The following is an 18,344-nucleotide window of genomic DNA, read 5'->3' on the forward strand; positions in this document are numbered from 1 at the left end:
GCAAGGTGACCCCGTCCCGGTGACCCCGTCCCGCCGTGACGGGGTCACCCCGGCGCCGGCCCGCGCTACCGCAACTCCGCCCGGTGCGTCGCGCCGCGGGAGCCTTCCGTCCGTACCGTCACCCGGCCCCGCCTGCCCGGTACCACCTCCACCGTCGGGTCCGCGCTCGTCACCGCGCGGACCGGCAGCGGGAGTTCGAGGCTGATCTCCGCCGCCGCGTGGCCGGGGTCGGAGACCGCCAGGGAGATCGCGTCGCCGCGGCGGCGCAGCAGCACCGTGGCCGGGCCTTCGCTGCGGATGCCCGCCGCCGTGCCCGCCGTCCAGAAGTGGGCCGCCGTCAGGCCCAGACGGCGGATCTCGACCGCCTGCGCCGCCGCGTCGTTCGCCGCCACCCGCACGGGGCCGCGCGCCGACCACGCCGCCGTCGCCACCCGGCTCGCCGTGGGCAGCAGCGCGTACGCGTAGCGCGCCCCGGCCGGCGACGTGCCGTGGTCCAGCCAGAGCGTCAGATAGCGCCGGGTGTGCGGGGTGGTGGAGCCGCCCGTGTCGGCGCCGGTGTTGACGTCCCGCCACGCGCCCGTACGCTCCTCGCGCAGCGCCCGCAGCCGGGATCCGGCGCCCCCGTCGAGGAAGACGTACCCGCCGACCCCCTCCAGGTGCGCCCACCGCGCCCGCTCGAAGTCCCCTTCCCAGCCCGTCTCTTCCGGCTGCCGCCGCCCGTCCACCACGAAGGCCGGCTCGCCGTCCCCGCGCAGGCCGCGGTTCTCGACCGTCGTCTCGATCACCCTGCCGTCGGCGGCCGCGATGTCCGCGCCCAGCGCGACCACCGCGTCGTCCAGGAAGAACCACGTCTTCCTGGCCCGCAGCGAGCTTCCGTCCGCCCGCAGCTCGAACGCCGCCGCCCCGTACCGCCCGTGCAGCACCGCGCCGCCCGACACCTCGTTCGTGGGGCGGAACTCCGTCCACGCGCCTCCCAGGTTCGCGCGCGGGCGGGTGTCGACGGTCGTGCCGGGCAGCCGGTACGCGTTCACCGTGGGCCAGTAGGCGTCGCCGAACTGCCCCTGGTCGCCCGGGAGGTAGAGGTAGCCCATGCCGTCGCCGGTGTACCAGCCGTGGCCGTTCTCGCCGTTGCCCGCCTCGTACGCGGCGACGCGCTTCGACGACAGCGAGAGCGCGTACGACCAGCCGGGGCGCCGGTGCACGACGCGCTCCATGGCGGCGAAGCAGTGGTGTCCCGTGAGCGGCGGGGCCGCCGGTACCGCGGGGTCGGTGAGCACGGCCTTGGCCCGCTGGATGTGCGGGAGGCCGACGAGCGAGAGGTACGGGTACGCCGACTGCCGCCCGATCCAGCCCTTCGCCGCCGCGTGCCACCGCGCGGCCTGCTCCGCGGGCGCGGCCTCCGCCAACTGCAGGACGTAGGAGACCGCGAGGGCGCCGTCCACGTGGTCCGGCGCGCGCTCGCGGGAGATCGCCCGGCCGCGTACCGCGTCCATCATCAGCCCGTCGGTGATCACCGGCGCGAACGACCGCTCGACGGCGTCGAAGAGCACGGTCGTCGCGGGATCGGTGACCGCCCACGCCGAACCGGCGAGCAGCGCCATCAACTGGCCCGCGGCGGCCAGGAGCACCGCGCCGTACGTGCCGGTGTAGGCGACGGAGCCGTGCTGGACGAAGGAGCCGTCGAGGTAGAAGCCGTCGCCGGACGTCACGTACTGGAAGAGGCTGTTGCGCCCGCCGTCGCGCACGTCGGACAGGCCGTCGCGGGCCAGCGCGGTCTTCTCCGGGCTGCGGCCCAGCAGCCCGCGCAGCGCGACGATGACGCACTTGTCGGCGCGGTTGGCGCCGGTCTCGGAGAGCGTCGGGGAGCCGGTGCGGCGGTCGGGGTCGGGGACGAAGCGGTCGACGGTCGCGAGGTACGCGGCGAGGTCGGCGGCCGGCAGCGCGGCGCGCAGCAGGACGCAGCAGTCGAGCAGGGCGCGCGGGGCGCCGATCTCCCAGAACCACCAGTTGCCGGTGGGGGTACGGCCCGGGTGGTACGCGGCGCCGTGGAGGAAGCGCAGCGCGTCGAGCAGCGCGGCGGCGACGTCGGCGCGGCCGGTGAAGGAGGTGCCGGGGGCGGTCCAGGCGGTGGCGAGGGTGCGCAGCCGCGGGTAGCACTGGCCGAAGTTGCCGGCGTCGGCGACGGGGGCGAGGTCGGGCCAGAGCGCGGTGCGGCCCGCGGACCGGTCCAGGGTGTCCCACCAGCGGCGGGCCTCGGCGTCGAGGTCGGCGAGGGCGGCGGCGAAGTCGGGGTCTGCGGGGTCGTAGCCGTCGCCGGCGAGCATGCGGGCGGCGCGCTCCAGCAGGGCCTCTTCGTCGGCGGGTGCGGCGGCGGGTGCGGCGGCGGGTGCGGCGGCGGCCGGGCCGGGCGCGGCGCCGGGCGCGGTGCCGGAGGCCGAGGCGTACGCGGTGGCGGCGGTCGCCGGGACGAGGAGCGTCCCGGCGCTCGCGGCGAGCAGGGTGCGGCGGGAGGGCAACGGCGGGCGGACGGGGCGCATCGGGCTCCCTCGGTTCGTAGGAAAGAAGCCGTACTCACCGGGGGATGAAAGCGCTTGCTGCTGGAGTCGGCAACCCCCGCCGCACGAACGGGGGTTGCCTGCCGCCTACCCCTCAGCGCGTGGTGAGCTCCGGCGGCTGGGTGTCCTTCGCCGCCGCCCCGGCGGCCTCCGCCCCGGCCGGGGAGCCCGCGGCCGCGGCGCCCTCCTCCGGGTCCGAGCCCAGCGAGTCGATCAGCGCGTCCTGCTCCGCCCCGCCCTCGGGGCGCAGCAGCCCGATGCCCACGTACAGCACCAGCGACGTCAGCAGCGGCAGCCCCACGAGCGCCGCCTGCGTGGTGCCGTCCAGCACCCAGTGCAGCACCGCCCACAGCCCCAGGCCGCCGGCCCACGACACGATCGCCGCCGTCGGGCCGCAGCGCCGGAACCACGGCAGCATCCCCAGCATCAGCGGGATAGAGATCGGCCCCATCGTCGCCGCCACCAGGTCCACGACCACGTCGAGCACGAAGCCCTCACCGCCGGTCGCGATCGCGATCACCATGCTCACCGACACGAACGCCACCGTCGTCACCCGCGCGAACGTCAACTGCGCCCTGTCCGTCAACTGCCGTACCCGCGGCACCAGTACGGGCGCCATGTCCCGGGTGATGACCGCCGAGATCACGTTGGAGTCCGAGGCCACCATCGCCATCGTGTGGCAGAAGAACCCGGCCAGCACCAGCCCCGTCAGACCGGCCGGCATCAGCTCCTTCGCCAGCTCGATGTACGACTCCTCGCTGTTCTCCAGCCCCGGCACGATCAGCGGCGCCGCGAACATCGGCAGGAAGAGGATGAACGGCCACACCAGCCACAGCCCGCTGGACAGCAGCGCCGAGCGCTTCGCGGCGGAGCCGGACGGCGCGGCCATGTAGCGCTGCGCCAGGTTCCACATGCCGCCGTTGTACTCGAAGGTCTTGACCAGCAGGAAAGCCAGCACGAGCGTCGTCGTCACCGGCCCGGTGACCGGGTCGTGGTGGCTGTCGGGCAGGTCGTCCCACATCGTCCACAGGGTGTCGATGCCGCCCAGCTCCGCCAGTACGGCCACGAACATCACCGCGCCGGCCAGCAGTTGGATGATGAACTGGCTGAAGTCCGTGAGCACGTCCGCCCACAGCCCGCCGACCGCCATGTACGCCATCGTGGCCACGCCGGTGAAGAGGATGCCCCACTCCAGCGGCACGTCCGCGAAGCCCTGCAGCAGCACCGAGATCGCCACCCACTTGGCCGCGATGTCGACGACCTTCAGCAGCGCGCCGCTGTACGCCAGCACCTGCTGGGTCGGCAGGTTGTACCGCTTCGCCAGGTACTCCAGCGGCGAGGCCACGTCGTGCTTCGCGCGCAGCCGCGCCCAGCGGGGCGCGAAGAGGAACGCGCCGACCCCGATGCCGAGGCCGATGGTCAGCGCCCACCACACGTACACCGTCAGCCCGTGGTCGTAGGCGACGGCGGCGAACGCGACGAACATCACCGCGCTGTAGCCGGACATGTGGTGCGAGATGCCGGAAAGCCACCACGGTATGCGGCCGCCGGTGGTGAAGAAGTCCTTCACGGTGCGGATGCGGTTCTTCGACCACCAGCCGATGCCTACCATCACGCAGAAATAGGCCCCGACCATGATCCAGTCAGCGATGGACATCGCGGCTCCTGCCTGTGTCTTCTCCGATGGGTGGGGGGGGTGGTGCGCGTGCCGCGTGCCGGGCGTTCACCAACGGGCCCGCGCGGGGGCGAAGCCGGGGTGGAAGCGGCGCATGTACGCGGTGTCGTCGCGGCGCCGGACGCCGCACCGCTCGTACTGCTCGTGCAGCACGGCCAGCGCGTCGCGGTCGAGTTCGACGCCGAGTCCCGGACCCGGCGGCACCGGTACGGCGCCGCCGGCGAAGGCGAGGGCCCCGGGGGCGATCACGTCCTGACCGTCCTGCCGCACCGTCAGCCAGGGCGTGTGGGTGTCGCAGGAGTGGTCGAGGTTGGGGGTGGCGGCGGCCAGGTGCGTCATCGCGGCGAGGCTGATGCCGAGGTGCGAGTTGGAGTGCATGGACAGGCCGATGCCGAACGTCGCGCAGAGCGCCGCCACCTGCGCGGACCTCAGCAGCCCGCCCCAGTAGTGGTGGTCGAGCAGCAGCACCCCGATGGCGCGCCGCGCGATCGCCGGCGGCAGGTGGGCGTGCGTGACCACGGCCATGTTCGTGGCCAGCGGCATCGGCACCTTCGCCGCGACCTCGGCCATCCCCTCGATGCCGGGCGCCGGGTCCTCCAGGTACTCCACCGCCCCGGCCAGTTCGGTGCCGACGCGCACGGAAGTCTCCGGCGTCCAGGCGGCGTTGGGGTCGATGCGCAGCGGCAGCGCGGGGAAGGCGTCCGTGAGGGCGCGTACCGCCGCGATCTCCTCGTCGGGCGGGAAGACCCCGCCCTTGAGCTTCAGCGAGCGGAAGCCGTACTCCCCGACGAGCAGCCGCGCCTGGGCGACGATGCCGTCCGGGTCGAGCGCCGGGCCGAAGCGGTCCTCGGGCCCGTCCGGGTGTCCCGCCCACTTGTAGAAGAGGTACGCGCTGTACGGCACTTCGTCGCGCACCGGCCCGCCGAGCAGGTCGGCCACGCGGCGCCCGGTGGCCTTGCCGGTGATGTCGAGGCAGGCGACCTCGAAGGGGGCGAAGACGGCGTCGACGGTCTTGCCGTTGCTGCCGGCGCCGGTCAGGCCGTGCTGGTCGGTGAAGACGTCGGCGCCGACGCTCGCGGCGACGCGGGCGTAGAGCGCGTGGTGGTGGCCGGCGTCGGCGCCGGTCAGGGCGCGGGCGGCGGCGTGCAGCCGGTCCAGGTGGGAGGCGTCGCCGTAGCTCTCGCCGAGGCCGCTGAGGCCGTCCTCGGTGACGACCTCGACGACGCTGCGCAGGGCCCACGGCTCGTGTACGCCGGCGGCGTTGAGCAGCGGCGGGTCGCGGAAGGCGACGGGGGTGACGGTGATCTCGCGTATCCGCGTCATCGGCCCGCCCCCGCCGTCTCCAGCCCCGCGGCGACGATCAGCTCCAGCTCGGCGAGGTGCTTGGGGTGCGGGTCGACCAGCGGCGGCCGTACGCCGCCCATGTCCAGGCCGCGCATCCTGGCGCCGGCCTTGACGAGCGCGACGGCGTAGCCGGGGACCTCGTTGCGCAGGTGGACGAGCGGGATGAAGAAGCCGCTCAGCAGGCGGCGTACGCGCGCGTCGTCGCCGGCGGCCCGCGCGCGGTGGAAGGCGAGGGCCACCTCGGGGACGAAGCAGAACACGGCGGAGGAGTACAGCCGGGCGCCCACGGCGGCGTATGCGGCGGCCGAGACCTCTGCGGTGGGCAGGCCGTTGAAGAAGGTGAACTCCTTCGCGGGCCCGTCGCCGCCGTCGAGCGCGGCGCGCACGGCCGGGATGACGCGCTGCATCAGCTCGATGTCGCCGAGCCCGTCCTTGAAGCCGGTGACCGTGGGGATCCGGGCCAGCTCCGCGGCGCCCGCGGGGGTGAAGCGGGCGTTGTCGCGCTGGTAGACGACCAGCGGCAGGGCGGTCGCGGCGGCGACCTCGCGCACGTACGCGACGAGGCCCGCCTCCGGCGCGGCGACCAGGTACGGCGGCATCAGCAGCACCCCGTCCGCCCCGGCCTCCTCGGCGGCTCCGGCGCACGCGACGGCGTGCGGCAGCGGGCCGCCGGCCCCGGCGAACACCGGCACCCGGCCGGCCGCGGCGGCGACGGCGGTACGGACCACGCGCCGGTGCTCGGCGCCGTCGAGTGCGTGGAACTCGCCGGTGCCGCAGGCGGCGAACACCGCGCCCGCGCCGTGCGCGACGCCGTCGGCGACGTGCCGGGCGAGCACGTCCTCGCACACCGCTCCGGCGGCGTCGAAGGGGGTGAGGGGGAAGAACAGGATGCCGTCGAGCTGCACCGGAACCTCGATTCATCTATCTGAACGAAAGATATGAATCTGAATTGGTGCCGGAAACGTAGAGGTGGGGGCGACGGCCGTCAAGGGGGTGCGCGCGGGTTCCGGCCGCGGGTGCCGGCCGCGGGAGCCGGGCGCCCGGGTGCGCCAACCGGGGCCTCAGTGCGGCCAGATGGGCGGGTCGGTGCAGAACGGGCCGCCGAGGTTCGCCTGGTCCGGCGCGTCCGGGGCGTCGGGGCCCAGCTCGGCCAGCAGCTTGTCCGCGTACGACTCGGAGTCGTCCCGCGGCTGGTAGCCGAGCGCCCGCGCGCTGCCGAGGTCCCACCAGGCGCGGGTGTTGGCGGAGCTGCCGTAGACCACGGTGTGGCCGACGTCCGGTGCGCTCAGCGCGGCGTGGAACAGGCGGGCGCCGTCGGCGGGGCTGAGCCAGAGGGAGAGCATGCGCACGCTGGTCGGCTCGGGGAAGCAGGAGCCGATGCGTACGGAGACGGTCTCGATCCCGTGCTTGTCCCAGTAGAGCTGCGCCAGGTCCTCGCCGAAGCACTTCGACAGGCCGTAGAAGGTGTCGGGACGGTGCGCGGCACCGGTGCCGATCAGCTCGTCGGCGGGCACGCGGCCGGTGCGGCGGGGGCGGGGGTGGAAGCCGACGGCGTGGTTGCTGGAGGCGAAGACGACGCGGCGGACGCCCTCTTCGCGGACGGCCTCGTAGAGGTGGTACGTGCCCTCGACGTTGGCCCGCAGCACCTTCTCGAACGTCGACTCCAGCGAGATCCCGGCGAGGTGGAGCACCGCGTCGACGCCGCGGACCGCCTCGCGCAGCGCGGCGCGGTCGGCGAGGTCGGCGGTCACGGCGCGCTCGGGACCCGGGGTGACGGCGACGCGGTCGAGCAGGCGCAGCTCGTGGCCGTGGGCGGGGAGCAGGCCGCGCATCAGGGTGCCGATGCCGCCGGCTGCGCCGGTGAGCAGGACGGTGCGCGGGGGGCGGGTGGCTGACATCGTGGCTCCTCGGTGGTGCGGGGCGTCGGGTGGACGGGGCGGCGGGGAGGCGGTCTTGACGGTGTGTCGGGGCGGCCTTAGCGTGCCTGTTCACCAATATGGACGCCGGGCAGAAATGTGTACACCCTGATGATGACACCTCGTGCTTCGGTCTTTCTGTATCCCTGGGACGTCGTCGGCGACCCCGCCGCCGCGCGCCGGGTCGCGGAGTTGGGCGTACGGCAGGTGACGCTCGCCGCCGCCTACCACTCCGTCCGCGCCGTGACCCCCCGCCACCCGCGCCACCGCATCGTCACCGCCCGGCACTCGGCGGTGCTCTACCCGCCGGACGCGCGCCGGTGGGCGGGCCGGGCGCTGCACCCGTACGAGCAGGACTGGGTGGCCGCCGCCGACCCCTTCGGCGAGGCGGCGGAGGCGCTGGCCGGCGCCGGTCTCGACGTGCACAGTTGGGTGGTCCTCGCGCACAACTCCCGGCTGGGCGCGGAACATCCGCAGACGTCGGTGGTCAACGCGCACGGCGACCGCTACCCCTGGGCGCCCTGCATCGGCCGGCCCGAGGTGCGCGACTACCTCGTCCGGCTCGCGGCGGAGGCCGCGACCCGGCCGGGGGCGCGCGGCTGCGAGCTGGAGTCGTGCGGGTGGTACGGGCTGGCGCACCTGCACGCGCACGACAAGACCGGCGGGGTGGCCCTGGACGCGGCCGGGCAGGTGCTGATGTCGCTGTGCTTCTGCGACCGCTGCCGCGACGGCTACGCCGCGTACGGCGCGGAGCCCGACGACCTGCGGTCGGCGGTCACCGCGGCGCTGCGCCCGTACTGGGACGGCGCCGCCGCCGCGCCGCCGGCCGCGGCGGAGGCGGTGGAGGCGGCCGGCACCTGGGCCCGGATCGTGGGGCTGCTGGGCGCCGAGCGGGCGGCGGCGGTGCTGGGCTGGCGGCGCGCGGCGGCGACCCGGCTGCAGCGCGAGGCGGTCGCGGCGGTACGGGCCGAGGCCCCGGACTCCGCCTTCCGCGTCCTGCTGCACGCCACCCCGGAGCCGTACGCCTGCGGCGCGAACGCCGGGGTGGACCCGGCGGAGGTGCTGCAGTTCGCGGACGGCCTGGTCCTCCCCTGCACCGGCGGCCCCGCCGCCCGTACCGCCGCCCTGGAACCCTGCGTCCCGCACCGCCGCCCGCACACGACCCTGGCGGCGAACCTCACGGTGGTGGCGGGCATGGGCGGCACCCCGTCGACCCTGGCGGCGGACGCGGCCCACGCGGCGAAACTGGGCGCGGACGAACTCCGGCTGTACCACGGTGGCCTGGCCTCGGCGGCGGACCTGGCGCGGGTGGCGGAGGTGCTGGACGCCTGACGTCGGGTGTCGCGCATCGGCGCTCAACTCCGGAATTACAGTGACACTTTGGGATTTACGGGTATTCTCGTTGCGTTCAGTTACGTTGTGTGGTTCTACGCTTCCGGAACGGAGTCGCCGGAAGCAAGGCCAGGCACGTGACAGAGGTCACGAGAACGGGAGGCAGGCATGACCCCACGCAACGCGACCCATCGCGCGACGGGCACGACGGCGTTGATGTTCGGCGACGTCCTGAGGCACTTGCGCGAGGCAGCAGGCATGACACAGGCGGAGTTGGCGAAGCTCATCCCCTGCGACCGGTCGTACGTTGCCAGGATCGAGGGCGGTACGAGCGTGCCGCCGGACACGTTCGCGGCGAAGTGCGACGAAGCGCTGGGCGGTAACGGACTGTTAGCGCGGCTGTGGCTGAGGGTCGATTGGTATCCGGACGTTGCGCATCCGGACTGGTTCGAACGGCGAGCGCAGTTGGATGCGGAGTGCGTGTCGTTGCGCGAGTATCAGGAGCGAGTCGTTACGGGGCTCCTGCAGAACGAGCAGTACGCGCGCGCCTTGTTCGCCCGAGTCACGCCCGATGAGGAGAAGGTCGCGGAGCGAGTACGAGCCAGGCTCAGCCGCCAGCAGCGGTTCCTCTCGTCCGAGGGCCCGATGTACGTCGTCGTGCTCGACGAAAGTTGCCTCCGCAACGTCATCGGAGGGCCGGAGGTCATGCGCGAACAGTGCGCGCACCTGCTCGCCGCGGGCCAGCGGGCCAACGTCCAGATCCAGGTCGCCCCGGCCGACCGGCCGGAACTCATCCGCCCCAACACCTCAATGTCGCTGATCACCCTGCCCGACGACCACCGGTGCGTCTACTCCGAGTCCCTCGACCGCGGTCACTTCGGCGAGGATCCGGCGGTCTACGAACGACACTTGCGGACCTATGATTTGCTCAGGGCTGACGCTCTGTCGGCTCGCGAATCCGCCGCTCTGATCGATGAGTTCATGGAGGGATACCGGCAGCATGGCCATGACGTGGCGTAAGAGCAGCTACAGCGGAGACAACGGCGGCAACTGTGTAGAGGTGGCTGCGGACTGGCGTAAGAGCAGCTACAGCGGCAACAACGGCGGCGACTGCGTCGAGGTGGCCGCCACCCCCACCGCCGTCCCCGTGCGCGACTCAAAGGACCCCGACGGCCCCCGCCTGGCCTTCAGCCCCGCCGCCTGGGACGACTTCCTCGCCGCCGTCAAGCGCGAGGAGTTCCCCACCACCTGACTGCGGCAGCGGGCTACGACGGTGGGGCCCGCGCCAGGGGCGATCGAGAGCGGTAGGTAACCCGGGACGGGGCGGATAGGCCGGTGTCGGGGTGGGCCGTCGTGCGTAAGGACGCCGCGGCGACGGGGGTTTGGAGCATTGGCCCCCCCTGGGCCCGCCGCCCGGCTCTCAGGAGTGCCGGCAGCGGGGTGTGGCCGGCGATGTGACGGAGCAGACGGCGCTCGGCCCTCGTATCCCGCCCGTGCCGCGGCTGGGTCCGGTTCGCGGGTGGGTTGCCCCGGGTTCGTCACCGCCACGTGCACACCGAGGGCCTTCGGGGAGCTGGATGCGGTCGGCTGACCCGCGTGCACGTAAGTGGGCAAACTTCGGCCCCGGAGGGCAAATTGCCCTAGTTTGGGAAGTGGGTTACGGCAAGTTATGACGCGAAAGCGACGCCTCCCTTCCCGCCCTGGCCGCCAGTTCGAGGCCCGACTGGACTAGGCGTAGCCCCGGACGAGGAGGGTGCCGACGCCTTGTCCCCCCGGGGGAGGGATGACCTCGGCCCGGGGGTTCGCGTACCCCGCATCGGCCAGGAGGGCCGACCACTCATCAGGACCGTAGTCCCATCTCGTCACCGCCCTGGCCGCGCTCAGCGTGCCCACCGGCGCCATGCCTTCGGCCGGGGGCTTGTGGGAGAAGGCCAGCACGCCACCGGAGGACAGCCTCTTCCGGATCAGGGGGAGGAGTTGTTCAGGGTCCGTGAACCAAACGGGTCCGAAGATGGAGAGAACCGCGTCGAACGTGCCTTCCGCGTGGCTCAGGAAGTCGGTCGCGTCCGCCGTGTGGAAGGCGAGACCGGGGAGGTGCCCCCACCGGTCGACGGCCTTCCTGCGCTGGCTCGGTGCGATGTCCACGCCGGTGCAGACGGCACCCTGGGTGGACAGATGGGCAAGATTGCAGCCCGTCCCGGAGCCGAGTTCGAGGACGGCCCGGCCCCCAAGGTCCCCGAGGACCGACTCACCGGGGCCGTGGTCCGCGTGCTGCGTCCAGTTCAACCACGTACACGCCCCGAAGGCGTTGGTCTCCCGCCGGGGCGTCCGCCCCCGGGCGTAGCGCTCCCAGGCGTCGACGACGTCCATGCAGAACCTTTCCTCATGGGGGCAACTCCCCTCGGTTTCCTGGGGGAGTTGCCCCAGTCGGTGCAGTACTACTTCCCGCTGTTGGGGCTGTCCGTGCACCCGGAGTGGCACTGGGAGCAGTCGGTGCCATCCTTCATGGCCCACAGCTCCGGATCGATCCGGAAGCCGGAAGCCCGGATGGCCTCGACCGTGTCCCGCAGGGCGGGCGGCTCCTGCGCGACCTGGCCGGGCAGGTGCGGAACGTGATGGAGGTAGCGGCCCGCGTGCTGGTCGCAGAACGCCGTGTAGTTGATCGAGTCGAGCACGAACGAGTGAACACCCCGGTCCACGGCCCGGGAGGGCCCCATACGGGTCCCGGGGCGCTCGGCGGAGGTCACCAGGTAGGCCACGGCCTGGCCGAAGACGCGCTCGGCAAGGTCACGTTCCATCGTGTGGTCTCGCATGATGAGTCGGACTTCCCGCTCCCATACCTGGGTGGGGACGCAGTTCCGGGGGTCCCGGACCTGTACCGCAGTTGCCATGAGCGATTCCCTTCACGCGGTCGTGCTCGGGCATGCCGGCCTCTGATGTCGGCAGCGGAAGAGATGCTCCCCCGATTCCGGTGCGGCATGGTGCCGTATGCACGTCGACGAGTAAAGATCACCGGCGGCACCATTCTGCCCATTCCGCCAGGCACGCCCTGGCCTGATCGCCGAAGACCGCAGCATCCTCGTATGCGGTGAAGCGGCGGATCAATTCCTGTACGTCTCGGCTGTCTCGGAACACGATTGCACCCAGGTCCAGTTCCGCGGTTGCCAGTGACTCGTCGTAGACGGTGAAGGTGTTCAGTGCCCCGGAAGTGAAGTGAACCCCCATGGGTATGACCCCCAGCCGGATGTTCTGCTGGTGGGTGAGGGAGGTGAGCCGATCGATCTGTATTGCCAGTTCTGTAGATGGGAGGAGCGGGTACCGCACGGCCTGCTCGGTCAGGATGAACGTGAATCGCTTGGTCCGATCGAACAGGACTCGTTGCCTGTCCAGCTTCATGGCGACTGCTTTGGCGAACTGCTCCGGAGGGGCCTGGGCCAGGCTGGCACGGACGTACTCGGGAGTGGCCAGGAGCCCTGTGACCATCGAGAGGAGGAAGTACCGAAACGTAGTGGATGACGCTTCGAGTCCGGCGAGTTGTAGCTGCTTCTTGTCGAGTCCCTTCCTTCGGAGGGCCCTGCCGTCCTGCCATTCGGTCTGCGCGATCCTGGCCAGGGCCATGACCTCTGCGGCTACGGCCGGAGGAGCCTCAAGACCTCGGAGAAGTTGTTCGACGTCCAGCAGCGAGGGGCGGGTCTTGTTACCCTCGATCCGGCTGATCTTGGACTGACTCATGTGGCAACGCGTAGCAAGCCGGGCTCCGGAGAGCCCGGTTTGCCTGCGCAGTCGCTTGAGTATGGCCGCCAGTTCACGACCCGACTGGTCTAGCTGGTCAGGATCGATGGCCACCGGTTCACGTACTCCCTGAACGGCATCGATTCCGCGAGCGCGATTCTCTGGTACTCGATGTACGGCGCGGGATCGCCCTCGTACAGTTCCCGGCTGATTTGCGTTCCGTCCGCCGCGTAGTTCATGATGATCACTTCGGACCGGTCGAACAGCCAGAAGTCCTGGACTCCTTCGAGAGGGTGCGGGCGGTCTGTCACATCGAGGATGCGGATGTCGTCTCCGGCGGCTTCGTGTACGTCGTAGTACATGAACTCGAACCGCAGATAGTCCGTCAGCGGTCGCGTGACGATGTGGACGCGCCCCTTGGACCTTCCTTCCGCCGTGATCCGTTTCAAGCCCTCTGTGTAGCCGGAAGAATAGCTCTCGGGGTTCAGCCGTTTCCCGGACAGGAAGTCCTGGATGTCCCCGTCCTCACTCGGCACCCTGTACCAGGGGAGCGTCTCCAGTCGCCACGCTTCCCGTTCGAACCCCTGAACCCTCGCCGTCCAGGACTCACCATCCAAGAGCACGCACGGCCTCCCTCAGCACGCTCTCAGGGATACGAACGAGAGCTTCCCCGGCCGGAGGCCGGAAGGTGGTGTCCGCGTGCCCTTGCACCACGATGGAGTGGTCGGTGGCCCGATACACGTTCGGGCAGTCGTCATTGTTGCAGTTTTCGTTCCCGTTACCCGTAAGCCGGGTCAGTTCCTCACGAGCCATGGCTGCGAACCCCTCTGTGGGCCCTTTGCGGGCCGGTCGTCACGACCGTACGAGTCGGCCGGGTAGGCCGTCCATGCCGGAACGTGACTATGCGCGTAGTTGCATGAACTGCGCGTGGCACCGGCGGGGGCAGTCCGTCAGGGGGTCGGGGTTACGTGGATTTTTGGGGCCTTGGTTGCGGTTGGGGGGCGGGTGCCCGCCAGGGTTGGGGCTACCTCGTCCAGGCCGATCGTCGCGGCGATCAGCGGGCGCGGGTCCACCGAGCCGTCCGCGTAGGCGGTGATCGTCGCCGCCAGGGCCGGGGACGCGCTCAGGATGCCCACCGCCGTGGCGTCCTTCAGGGCCAGGGCGCGGGTGTCCAGCAGGCTCGGGGTGCCCGCCAGGCCGATGTAGACCACCGTGCCGCCCGGCTCCACCCACTCCACCGCCCGCGCGGGCAGCGATTCCGCGTTGGAGGCGTCGATCACCGCCTCGTACGGGACGGAAGGCAGCGACTCCGCCGTCCAGCAGTGCGCGAAGCCCAGGGACGCCGCGAACTCCAGCGTCGCCGGGTCGCGGCCCAGGACGTGGACCTCCGCACCCGCCCGCCGGGCGAACATCGCGGCCAGCAGCCCGATCGTGCCGGGCCCCGTGACCAGCACCCGGTCGCCCGGTCCGAGCCGCGCCGCGCGGACCGCGCGCAGCGCGTTGCCGCCCGGCTCGACGAGGGCGCCCAGGGCGTCGTCGACCGTCTCGGGCAGGGGGTGCAGGGACCGGGCCGGGACCGCCAGCCGGGCCGCCAGCGCGCCCGCGCGGCCGAGGATGCCCACCTCCTCGCGGTCCTCGCACAGGTGCTGCCTGCCGACCCGGCAGCGGCGGCAGGCGCGGCAGCCCAGCATCGTGTCGCCCATCACCCGCCGCCCCAGCCAGCCCGGGTCCACGCCGGCGCCGACCGCCGCGACCCGCCCCGACCACTCGTGGCCCGGGCGTACGGGGAACCGCGAGCGGCCGTCGCGCAGATACTGCAACTCGCCCGAGTACAGCTCCACATCCGTCCCGCACACCCCCACGCGCGCGACGTCCACCACCGCCTCGCCCGGCCCCGCCACCGGCGGCTCCACTTCCACGACGCCCGCCCGCCCCGGGCCGTGCAGCACGAACGCCCTCAAGGCAGCACCTCAGTGCGACTCACGGCTCACCTCGGCACCCGAGGAGCCCACCAGGAAGTCGAGGTCCGCGCCGGTGTCCGCGCCCTGCACGTGGTCCACGTACAGCCGCTCCCACCCGCGCCGCGGCGCCGCGTAGCCCGCCACCGTCGCCGCGTTCGGCGTCCGCGCCGCCAGTTCCGCGTCCGGTACGTCCAGCGTGAGGCTGCGCCCCGGCACGTCCAGGCTGATGAAGTCGCCGGTGCGGACGAGCGCCAGCGGCCCGCCCGCAGCCGCCTCGGGTGCGACGTGCAGCACCACCGTCCCGTACGCCGTGCCGCTCATCCGGCCGTCGCAGACCCGCACCATGTCGCGCACGCCCTGCTCCAGCAGCTTGCGCGGCAGCGGCATGTTGGAGACCTCCGGCATGCCGGGGTAGCCGCGCGGGCCGCAGCCGCGCAGGACGAGCACCGAGTCGGCGTCGACGTCGAGGTCCGGGGCGTCGATGCGGGCGTGGAAGTCCTCGATGCTGTCGAAGACGACCGCCCGCCCGCGGTGCCGCAGCAGCTCGGGCGAGGCGGCGGCCGGTTTGACGACGGCGCCGGACGGGGCGAGGTTGCCGCGGAGCACGGCGATGCCGGCGCTGGGCTGGAGCGGCGCGTCGCGGGTGCGGACGACCTCGGGGTCCCAGATGCGTGCGCCGTCGAGGTGGTCCACCAGCGGGCGGCCGGTGACGGTGAGCGCGGCCGGGTCGAGCAGGTCGCGCACCTCGTTCAGCACGGCCGCCAGACCGCCCGCGCGGTACAGGTCGTCCATCAGGAACCGGCCGGCCGGCAGCAGGTCGACCAGCAGCGGTACGTCCGCGCCGACGCGGTCGAAGTCGTCGAGCGTCAGCCCCACGCCCAGGCGGCCGGCGAGGGCGAGGAGGTGCACGACGGCGTTGGTGGAGCCGCCGGTGGCGGCGAGCGCGACGATGGCGTTGCGGAACGAGGCGGCGGTCACGATCCGCGACGGGGTACGCCCCTCCCGTACCAGCTCGACCGACAGCTTCCCCGACTCGTGCGCCGCCTCCAGCAGCCGGCTGTCGGGCGCGGGCGTGCCGGCCAGCCCCGGGAGGACCATGCCCAGCGCCTCGGCGAGGACGGCCATGGTGGAGGCCGTGCCCATGGTGTTGCAGTGCCCCCGGCTGCGGATCATCGACGACTCGGAGCGGGTGAACTCCTGCGGGGACATCTTGCCCGCGCGCACTTCCTCGCTCAGCCGCCACACGTCCGTGCCGCAGCCCAGCGGCATGCCGCGGAACGTGCCGGTGAGCATCGGCCCGCCGGGGACGACGAGCGCCGGCAGGTCCACCGAGGCGGCGGCCATGAGCAGCGCGGGGATGGTCTTGTCGCAGCCGCCGAGGAGCACCAGGCCGTCGACCGGGTTGGCGCGGAACATCTCCTCCGCCGCCATCGCCGCCATGTTGCGCCACAGCATCGCCGTGGGGCGCACCTGGGTCTCGCCGAGCGAGACCACCGGGAGTTCGAGCGGGACGCCGCCGGCCTCGTGCACGCCGTCGCGTACGGAGCGGGCGACCTCGGTGAGGTGGGAGTTGCAGGGGGTCAGGTCGGAGGCCGTGTTGGCGATCGCGATGTGGGGCCGGCCGGAGAACGCGTCGTGCGGCAGACCGCGGCGCATCCACGCGCGGTGTATGTACGCGTTCCGGTCCGTACCCCCGTACCACTGGGCGCTCCGCAGCTCGGCAGCCATACACCGTCCTTCTGGTGGCAGGGGCGAACTCCCGCACAGTAAACGGCTGCTGCACACGCTGCCTACCCGTCGGCGGCGGTCCGGCCTATTATCCCAACATGTCTTGGGAAAATGCCGCGCCGCTCGTGCCGCTGCGCGCCCTGGCCAACCCGCTGCGTATCCGCATCGTCTCGCTGCTCACGGGCGCGCCGATGTCGGCGACGGAGGTGGCGGCGGAGCTGGGCATCGCGCACGGTTCGGCGAGTTACCACCTGAAGCGGCTGACGGCCGCGGGCTTCCTGCGGCGGTCGGACGGCGCATCAGGCGCCGGGGCCGCGGCCGGCGGCGCGGCCGGGCGCGGCCAGCCGCCCAAGCGGTACGAGTACGACCCGGACAGCGCCCGCCGCCTGGACCGCTCGGGCGGCTCCGGCCCGCTGCTGGAGGCGCTCTTCACCGATCTGCGCCGCCGCGCCGCCGCGGGCCGGCAGGTCACCAGCGCCGACGCGGAGGTCTGGCTGCCGCGCGAGACCTGGGCGGAGGTCTGCGCGCTGACGGAGCGTGCCGTACGCCTCGTCCACGACAAGGCGGGACCGCCGCGGACCGGCGACGGCGTCCACGTCAGCTTCACCGCGATGCTGCTCGAACTCGGCGGCGGGCCCGGCGGGCCCGGCGAGTCCGGCGAGTCCGGTGAGTCCCGCGCCCCGGGCGGCGCACCCGTCGGCCCGCGCGGCGAGCGCGGCTGACTCCCTTCCCCGCACGCACGTGCCGCATCCCCGGCCCACAGGAGTGCCCATGAACCCGTCCGCGCACGCCTCGCCCGACTCCTCCGGCATCCCCGCCGCCGACCTGGCCGCGTACGCCGCCCTCGTCCTCGACGTCGCCGCCCCCGTCGTCCCCGGCGACCTGGTGGCCGTCAACGCCGAGATCGAGCACGCCCCGCTGGCCCGCGCGCTCGCCGAGGGCGCGTACGCGCGCGGCGCCCGCTACGTCGACATCTGGTACTTCGACCCGCACGCCAAGCGCTCCCGCGTCCGCCACGCCGACGCCGCGACGCTCGGCGAGATACCCGGCTGGCTCGACGCGCGCAACCGCGAACTCGGCCGCCGCCACGGCGTGCTGATCAACATCCGCGGCGAGGCCGAGCCCGGCCTGCTCGACGACACCGACCCGGCCAGGGCCGGGCTCGACCGCATGCCCAACCTCGCCTCCCGCTACCGCCTCCAGCAGGGCGACCTCGTCCGCTGGACCGTCATCGCCTGCCCCACCCGCGCCTGGGCGCGCGGCGTCTTCGGCGAGGACGACGTGTCCCGGCTGTGGGGACACCTCAAGCACTTCCTGCGCCTCGACCGCCCCGACCCGGCCGCCGCCTGGCGGGACCGGCTGGCCGAGCTGAAGGCCCGGGCGGTCCTGCTCGACGGCCTCGGCCTGGACGCCGTGCACTTCGAGGGCCCCGGCACCGACCTGACCATCGGGCTGATCCCGGGCGGCCGCTGGCACGCGGTGGGCTTCGACAGCGCCGACGGCCGCCGGTTCGTCGCCAACCTGCCCTCGGAGGAGGTCTACACGACGCCGGACCACCGCCGGGTCGAGGGCACCGTACGGGCCACCCGGCCGCTCGCGCTGGCCGGCACGGTCGTCACCGGGCTGGAGCTGACCTTCGCCGCCGGGCGCGTCAGCGAGGTGCGGGCGAGCAGCGGCGCGGACGTCGTACGGGCCCATCAGGCGGCCGACCGCGGCGGGGCGCAGCTCGGCGAGGTCGCGCTGGTGGACGGGACGTCGCCGATCGGCAGGTCGGGCGTGACGTTCCTGGAGACGCTGCTCGACGAGAACGCGACCTGCCACCTGGCGTGGGGCGCGGGGCTGCCGCAGACCGTGCCGGGGGCGGCGGACATGAGCGCCGCGGAGCGGGACGCGCTGGGCATGAGCGTCTCCGCGGTGCACACGGACTTCATGGTGGGCGGCCCGGAGGTCACGGTCACCGGCATCGGGCACGACGGCGGCCGGGTGGTGCTGCTGCGGGACGACGCGTGGCAGCTCTGACGCATGACCGCCGTGGCGCGCGACGCCGTACGGCCGGCGCCGGACGCGGAACGCCCCCGGCGCCCGGGGCAGGACCGCCTGG

At 73.0% G+C, this 18,344-nt stretch carries 17 protein-coding genes; 5 read left to right on the plus strand and 12 right to left on the minus strand.

Annotated features, from left to right (window positions below; all coding sequences use genetic code 11):
* Positions 1–65 precede the first annotated feature (65 nt).
* From ACFYVJ_RS32155 to ACFYVJ_RS32175, 5 genes are all read right to left on the minus strand, one after another.
* A complete protein-coding gene (locus tag ACFYVJ_RS32155) occupies positions 66–2,537 on the minus strand; it encodes a polysaccharide lyase 8 family protein (protein WP_388899130.1) in 2,472 nt (823 codons plus the stop codon).
* Positions 2,538–2,649: 112 nt separating this feature from the next.
* Positions 2,650–4,212 carry a sodium:solute symporter family protein gene (locus tag ACFYVJ_RS32160; protein WP_388899133.1) on the minus strand — a complete coding sequence of 521 codons (1,563 nt, stop codon included), beginning with the start codon at positions 4,210–4,212 and terminating at the stop codon, positions 2,650–2,652.
* 66 nt (positions 4,213–4,278) lie between these two features.
* A complete protein-coding gene (locus ACFYVJ_RS32165) occupies positions 4,279–5,553 on the minus strand; it encodes an enolase C-terminal domain-like protein (protein WP_388899136.1) in 1,275 nt (424 codons plus the stop codon).
* Complete coding sequence (locus tag ACFYVJ_RS32170) at positions 5,550–6,479, minus strand: 5-dehydro-4-deoxyglucarate dehydratase (protein WP_388899139.1); 930 nt, start codon at positions 6,477–6,479, stop codon at positions 5,550–5,552. The genes ACFYVJ_RS32165 and ACFYVJ_RS32170 overlap by 4 nt, the downstream gene beginning before the upstream one ends.
* Positions 6,480–6,635: 156 nt before the next feature.
* Positions 6,636–7,472, minus strand: a complete 837-nt coding sequence (locus ACFYVJ_RS32175) for an NAD-dependent epimerase/dehydratase family protein (RefSeq protein WP_388899142.1) — start codon at positions 7,470–7,472, stop codon at positions 6,636–6,638.
* Between the two features lie 129 nt (positions 7,473–7,601).
* Between ACFYVJ_RS32175 and ACFYVJ_RS32180 the strand changes: the two genes are divergently transcribed.
* The 3 genes from ACFYVJ_RS32180 (at position 7,602) to ACFYVJ_RS32190 (ending at position 10,074) form a co-directional block, all read left to right on the plus strand.
* Positions 7,602–8,822 carry a hypothetical protein gene (locus ACFYVJ_RS32180; RefSeq protein WP_388899145.1) on the plus strand — a complete coding sequence of 407 codons (1,221 nt, stop codon included), beginning with the start codon at positions 7,602–7,604 and terminating at the stop codon, positions 8,820–8,822.
* Between the two features lie 168 nt (positions 8,823–8,990).
* Entirely contained in the window at positions 8,991–9,842 is an 852-nt protein-coding gene (locus tag ACFYVJ_RS32185) for a Scr1 family TA system antitoxin-like transcriptional regulator (protein WP_388899148.1), read from the plus strand.
* Positions 9,823–10,074: a DUF397 domain-containing protein gene (locus tag ACFYVJ_RS32190; protein ID WP_388899151.1), complete on the plus strand. Its 252-nt coding sequence runs from the start codon at positions 9,823–9,825 to the stop codon at positions 10,072–10,074. The genes ACFYVJ_RS32185 and ACFYVJ_RS32190 overlap by 20 nt, the downstream gene beginning before the upstream one ends.
* Positions 10,075–10,550: 476 nt before the next feature.
* Here ACFYVJ_RS32190 and ACFYVJ_RS32195 read toward each other — a convergent pair whose 3' ends face one another.
* The 7 genes from ACFYVJ_RS32195 to ACFYVJ_RS32225 all read right to left on the minus strand — a co-directional run bounded on the left by ACFYVJ_RS32195 (position 10,551) and on the right by ACFYVJ_RS32225 (position 16,243).
* A complete protein-coding gene (locus ACFYVJ_RS32195; protein WP_388899154.1) occupies positions 10,551–11,192 on the minus strand; it encodes a class I SAM-dependent methyltransferase in 642 nt (213 codons plus the stop codon).
* A gap of 68 nt (positions 11,193–11,260) precedes the next feature.
* Positions 11,261–11,620 (minus strand): glycine-rich domain-containing protein, encoded by a 360-nt coding sequence (locus tag ACFYVJ_RS32200; protein ID WP_388899157.1) that lies wholly within the window; start codon positions 11,618–11,620, stop codon positions 11,261–11,263.
* A 211-nt stretch (positions 11,621–11,831) separates the two neighbouring features.
* Complete coding sequence (locus ACFYVJ_RS32205) at positions 11,832–12,668, minus strand: Scr1 family TA system antitoxin-like transcriptional regulator (protein WP_388899159.1); 837 nt, start codon at positions 12,666–12,668, stop codon at positions 11,832–11,834.
* A complete protein-coding gene (locus ACFYVJ_RS32210; protein ID WP_388899162.1) occupies positions 12,644–13,177 on the minus strand; it encodes a DUF6879 family protein in 534 nt (177 codons plus the stop codon). The genes ACFYVJ_RS32205 and ACFYVJ_RS32210 overlap by 25 nt, the downstream gene beginning before the upstream one ends.
* Positions 13,161–13,367 (minus strand): hypothetical protein, encoded by a 207-nt coding sequence (locus ACFYVJ_RS32215; protein WP_388899165.1) that lies wholly within the window; start codon positions 13,365–13,367, stop codon positions 13,161–13,163. The genes ACFYVJ_RS32210 and ACFYVJ_RS32215 overlap by 17 nt, the downstream gene beginning before the upstream one ends.
* Positions 13,368–13,504: 137 nt before the next feature.
* A complete protein-coding gene (locus ACFYVJ_RS32220) occupies positions 13,505–14,515 on the minus strand; it encodes a zinc-binding dehydrogenase (protein ID WP_388899168.1) in 1,011 nt (336 codons plus the stop codon).
* Between the two features lie 9 nt (positions 14,516–14,524).
* Complete coding sequence (locus ACFYVJ_RS32225; protein ID WP_388899171.1) at positions 14,525–16,243, minus strand: IlvD/Edd family dehydratase; 1,719 nt, start codon at positions 16,241–16,243, stop codon at positions 14,525–14,527.
* Between the two features lie 98 nt (positions 16,244–16,341).
* Here ACFYVJ_RS32225 and ACFYVJ_RS32230 point away from each other — a divergent pair, with 98 nt between their 5' ends.
* Together ACFYVJ_RS32230 and ACFYVJ_RS32235 are read left to right on the plus strand one after the other, a co-directional pair.
* Positions 16,342–16,965: an ArsR/SmtB family transcription factor gene (locus ACFYVJ_RS32230; protein ID WP_388899174.1), complete on the plus strand. Its 624-nt coding sequence runs from the start codon at positions 16,342–16,344 to the stop codon at positions 16,963–16,965.
* 49 nt (positions 16,966–17,014) lie between these two features.
* Entirely contained in the window at positions 17,015–18,262 is a 1,248-nt protein-coding gene (locus ACFYVJ_RS32235) for an aminopeptidase (RefSeq protein WP_388899176.1), read from the plus strand.
* The last annotated feature ends 82 nt before the right edge of the window (positions 18,263–18,344 follow it).

Source organism: Streptomyces sp. NPDC004134 (assembly GCF_042874195.1).
In the GTDB taxonomy this organism is placed as follows: domain Bacteria; phylum Actinomycetota; class Actinomycetes; order Streptomycetales; family Streptomycetaceae; genus Streptomyces.

Coding starts and splice junctions, on each gene's coding strand:
- ACFYVJ_RS32155 (WP_388899130.1), bottom strand. CDS start 2,537: ATGCGCCCCGTCCGCCCGCCGTTGCCCTCCCGCCGCACCCTGCTCGCC.
- ACFYVJ_RS32185 (WP_388899148.1), top strand. CDS start 8,991: ATGACCCCACGCAACGCGACCCATCGCGCGACGGGCACGACGGCGTTG.
- ACFYVJ_RS32180 (WP_388899145.1), top strand. CDS start 7,602: ATGATGACACCTCGTGCTTCGGTCTTTCTGTATCCCTGGGACGTCGTC.
- ACFYVJ_RS32215 (WP_388899165.1), bottom strand. CDS start 13,367: ATGGCTCGTGAGGAACTGACCCGGCTTACGGGTAACGGGAACGAAAAC.
- ACFYVJ_RS32190 (WP_388899151.1), top strand. CDS start 9,823: ATGGCCATGACGTGGCGTAAGAGCAGCTACAGCGGAGACAACGGCGGC.
- ACFYVJ_RS32195 (WP_388899154.1), bottom strand. CDS start 11,192: ATGGACGTCGTCGACGCCTGGGAGCGCTACGCCCGGGGGCGGACGCCC.
- ACFYVJ_RS32230 (WP_388899174.1), top strand. CDS start 16,342: ATGTCTTGGGAAAATGCCGCGCCGCTCGTGCCGCTGCGCGCCCTGGCC.
- ACFYVJ_RS32175 (WP_388899142.1), bottom strand. CDS start 7,472: ATGTCAGCCACCCGCCCCCCGCGCACCGTCCTGCTCACCGGCGCAGCC.
- ACFYVJ_RS32160 (WP_388899133.1), bottom strand. CDS start 4,212: ATGTCCATCGCTGACTGGATCATGGTCGGGGCCTATTTCTGCGTGATG.
- ACFYVJ_RS32225 (WP_388899171.1), bottom strand. CDS start 16,243: ATGGCTGCCGAGCTGCGGAGCGCCCAGTGGTACGGGGGTACGGACCGG.
- ACFYVJ_RS32235 (WP_388899176.1), top strand. CDS start 17,015: ATGAACCCGTCCGCGCACGCCTCGCCCGACTCCTCCGGCATCCCCGCC.
- ACFYVJ_RS32200 (WP_388899157.1), bottom strand. CDS start 11,620: ATGGAACGTGACCTTGCCGAGCGCGTCTTCGGCCAGGCCGTGGCCTAC.
- ACFYVJ_RS32165 (WP_388899136.1), bottom strand. CDS start 5,553: ATGACGCGGATACGCGAGATCACCGTCACCCCCGTCGCCTTCCGCGAC.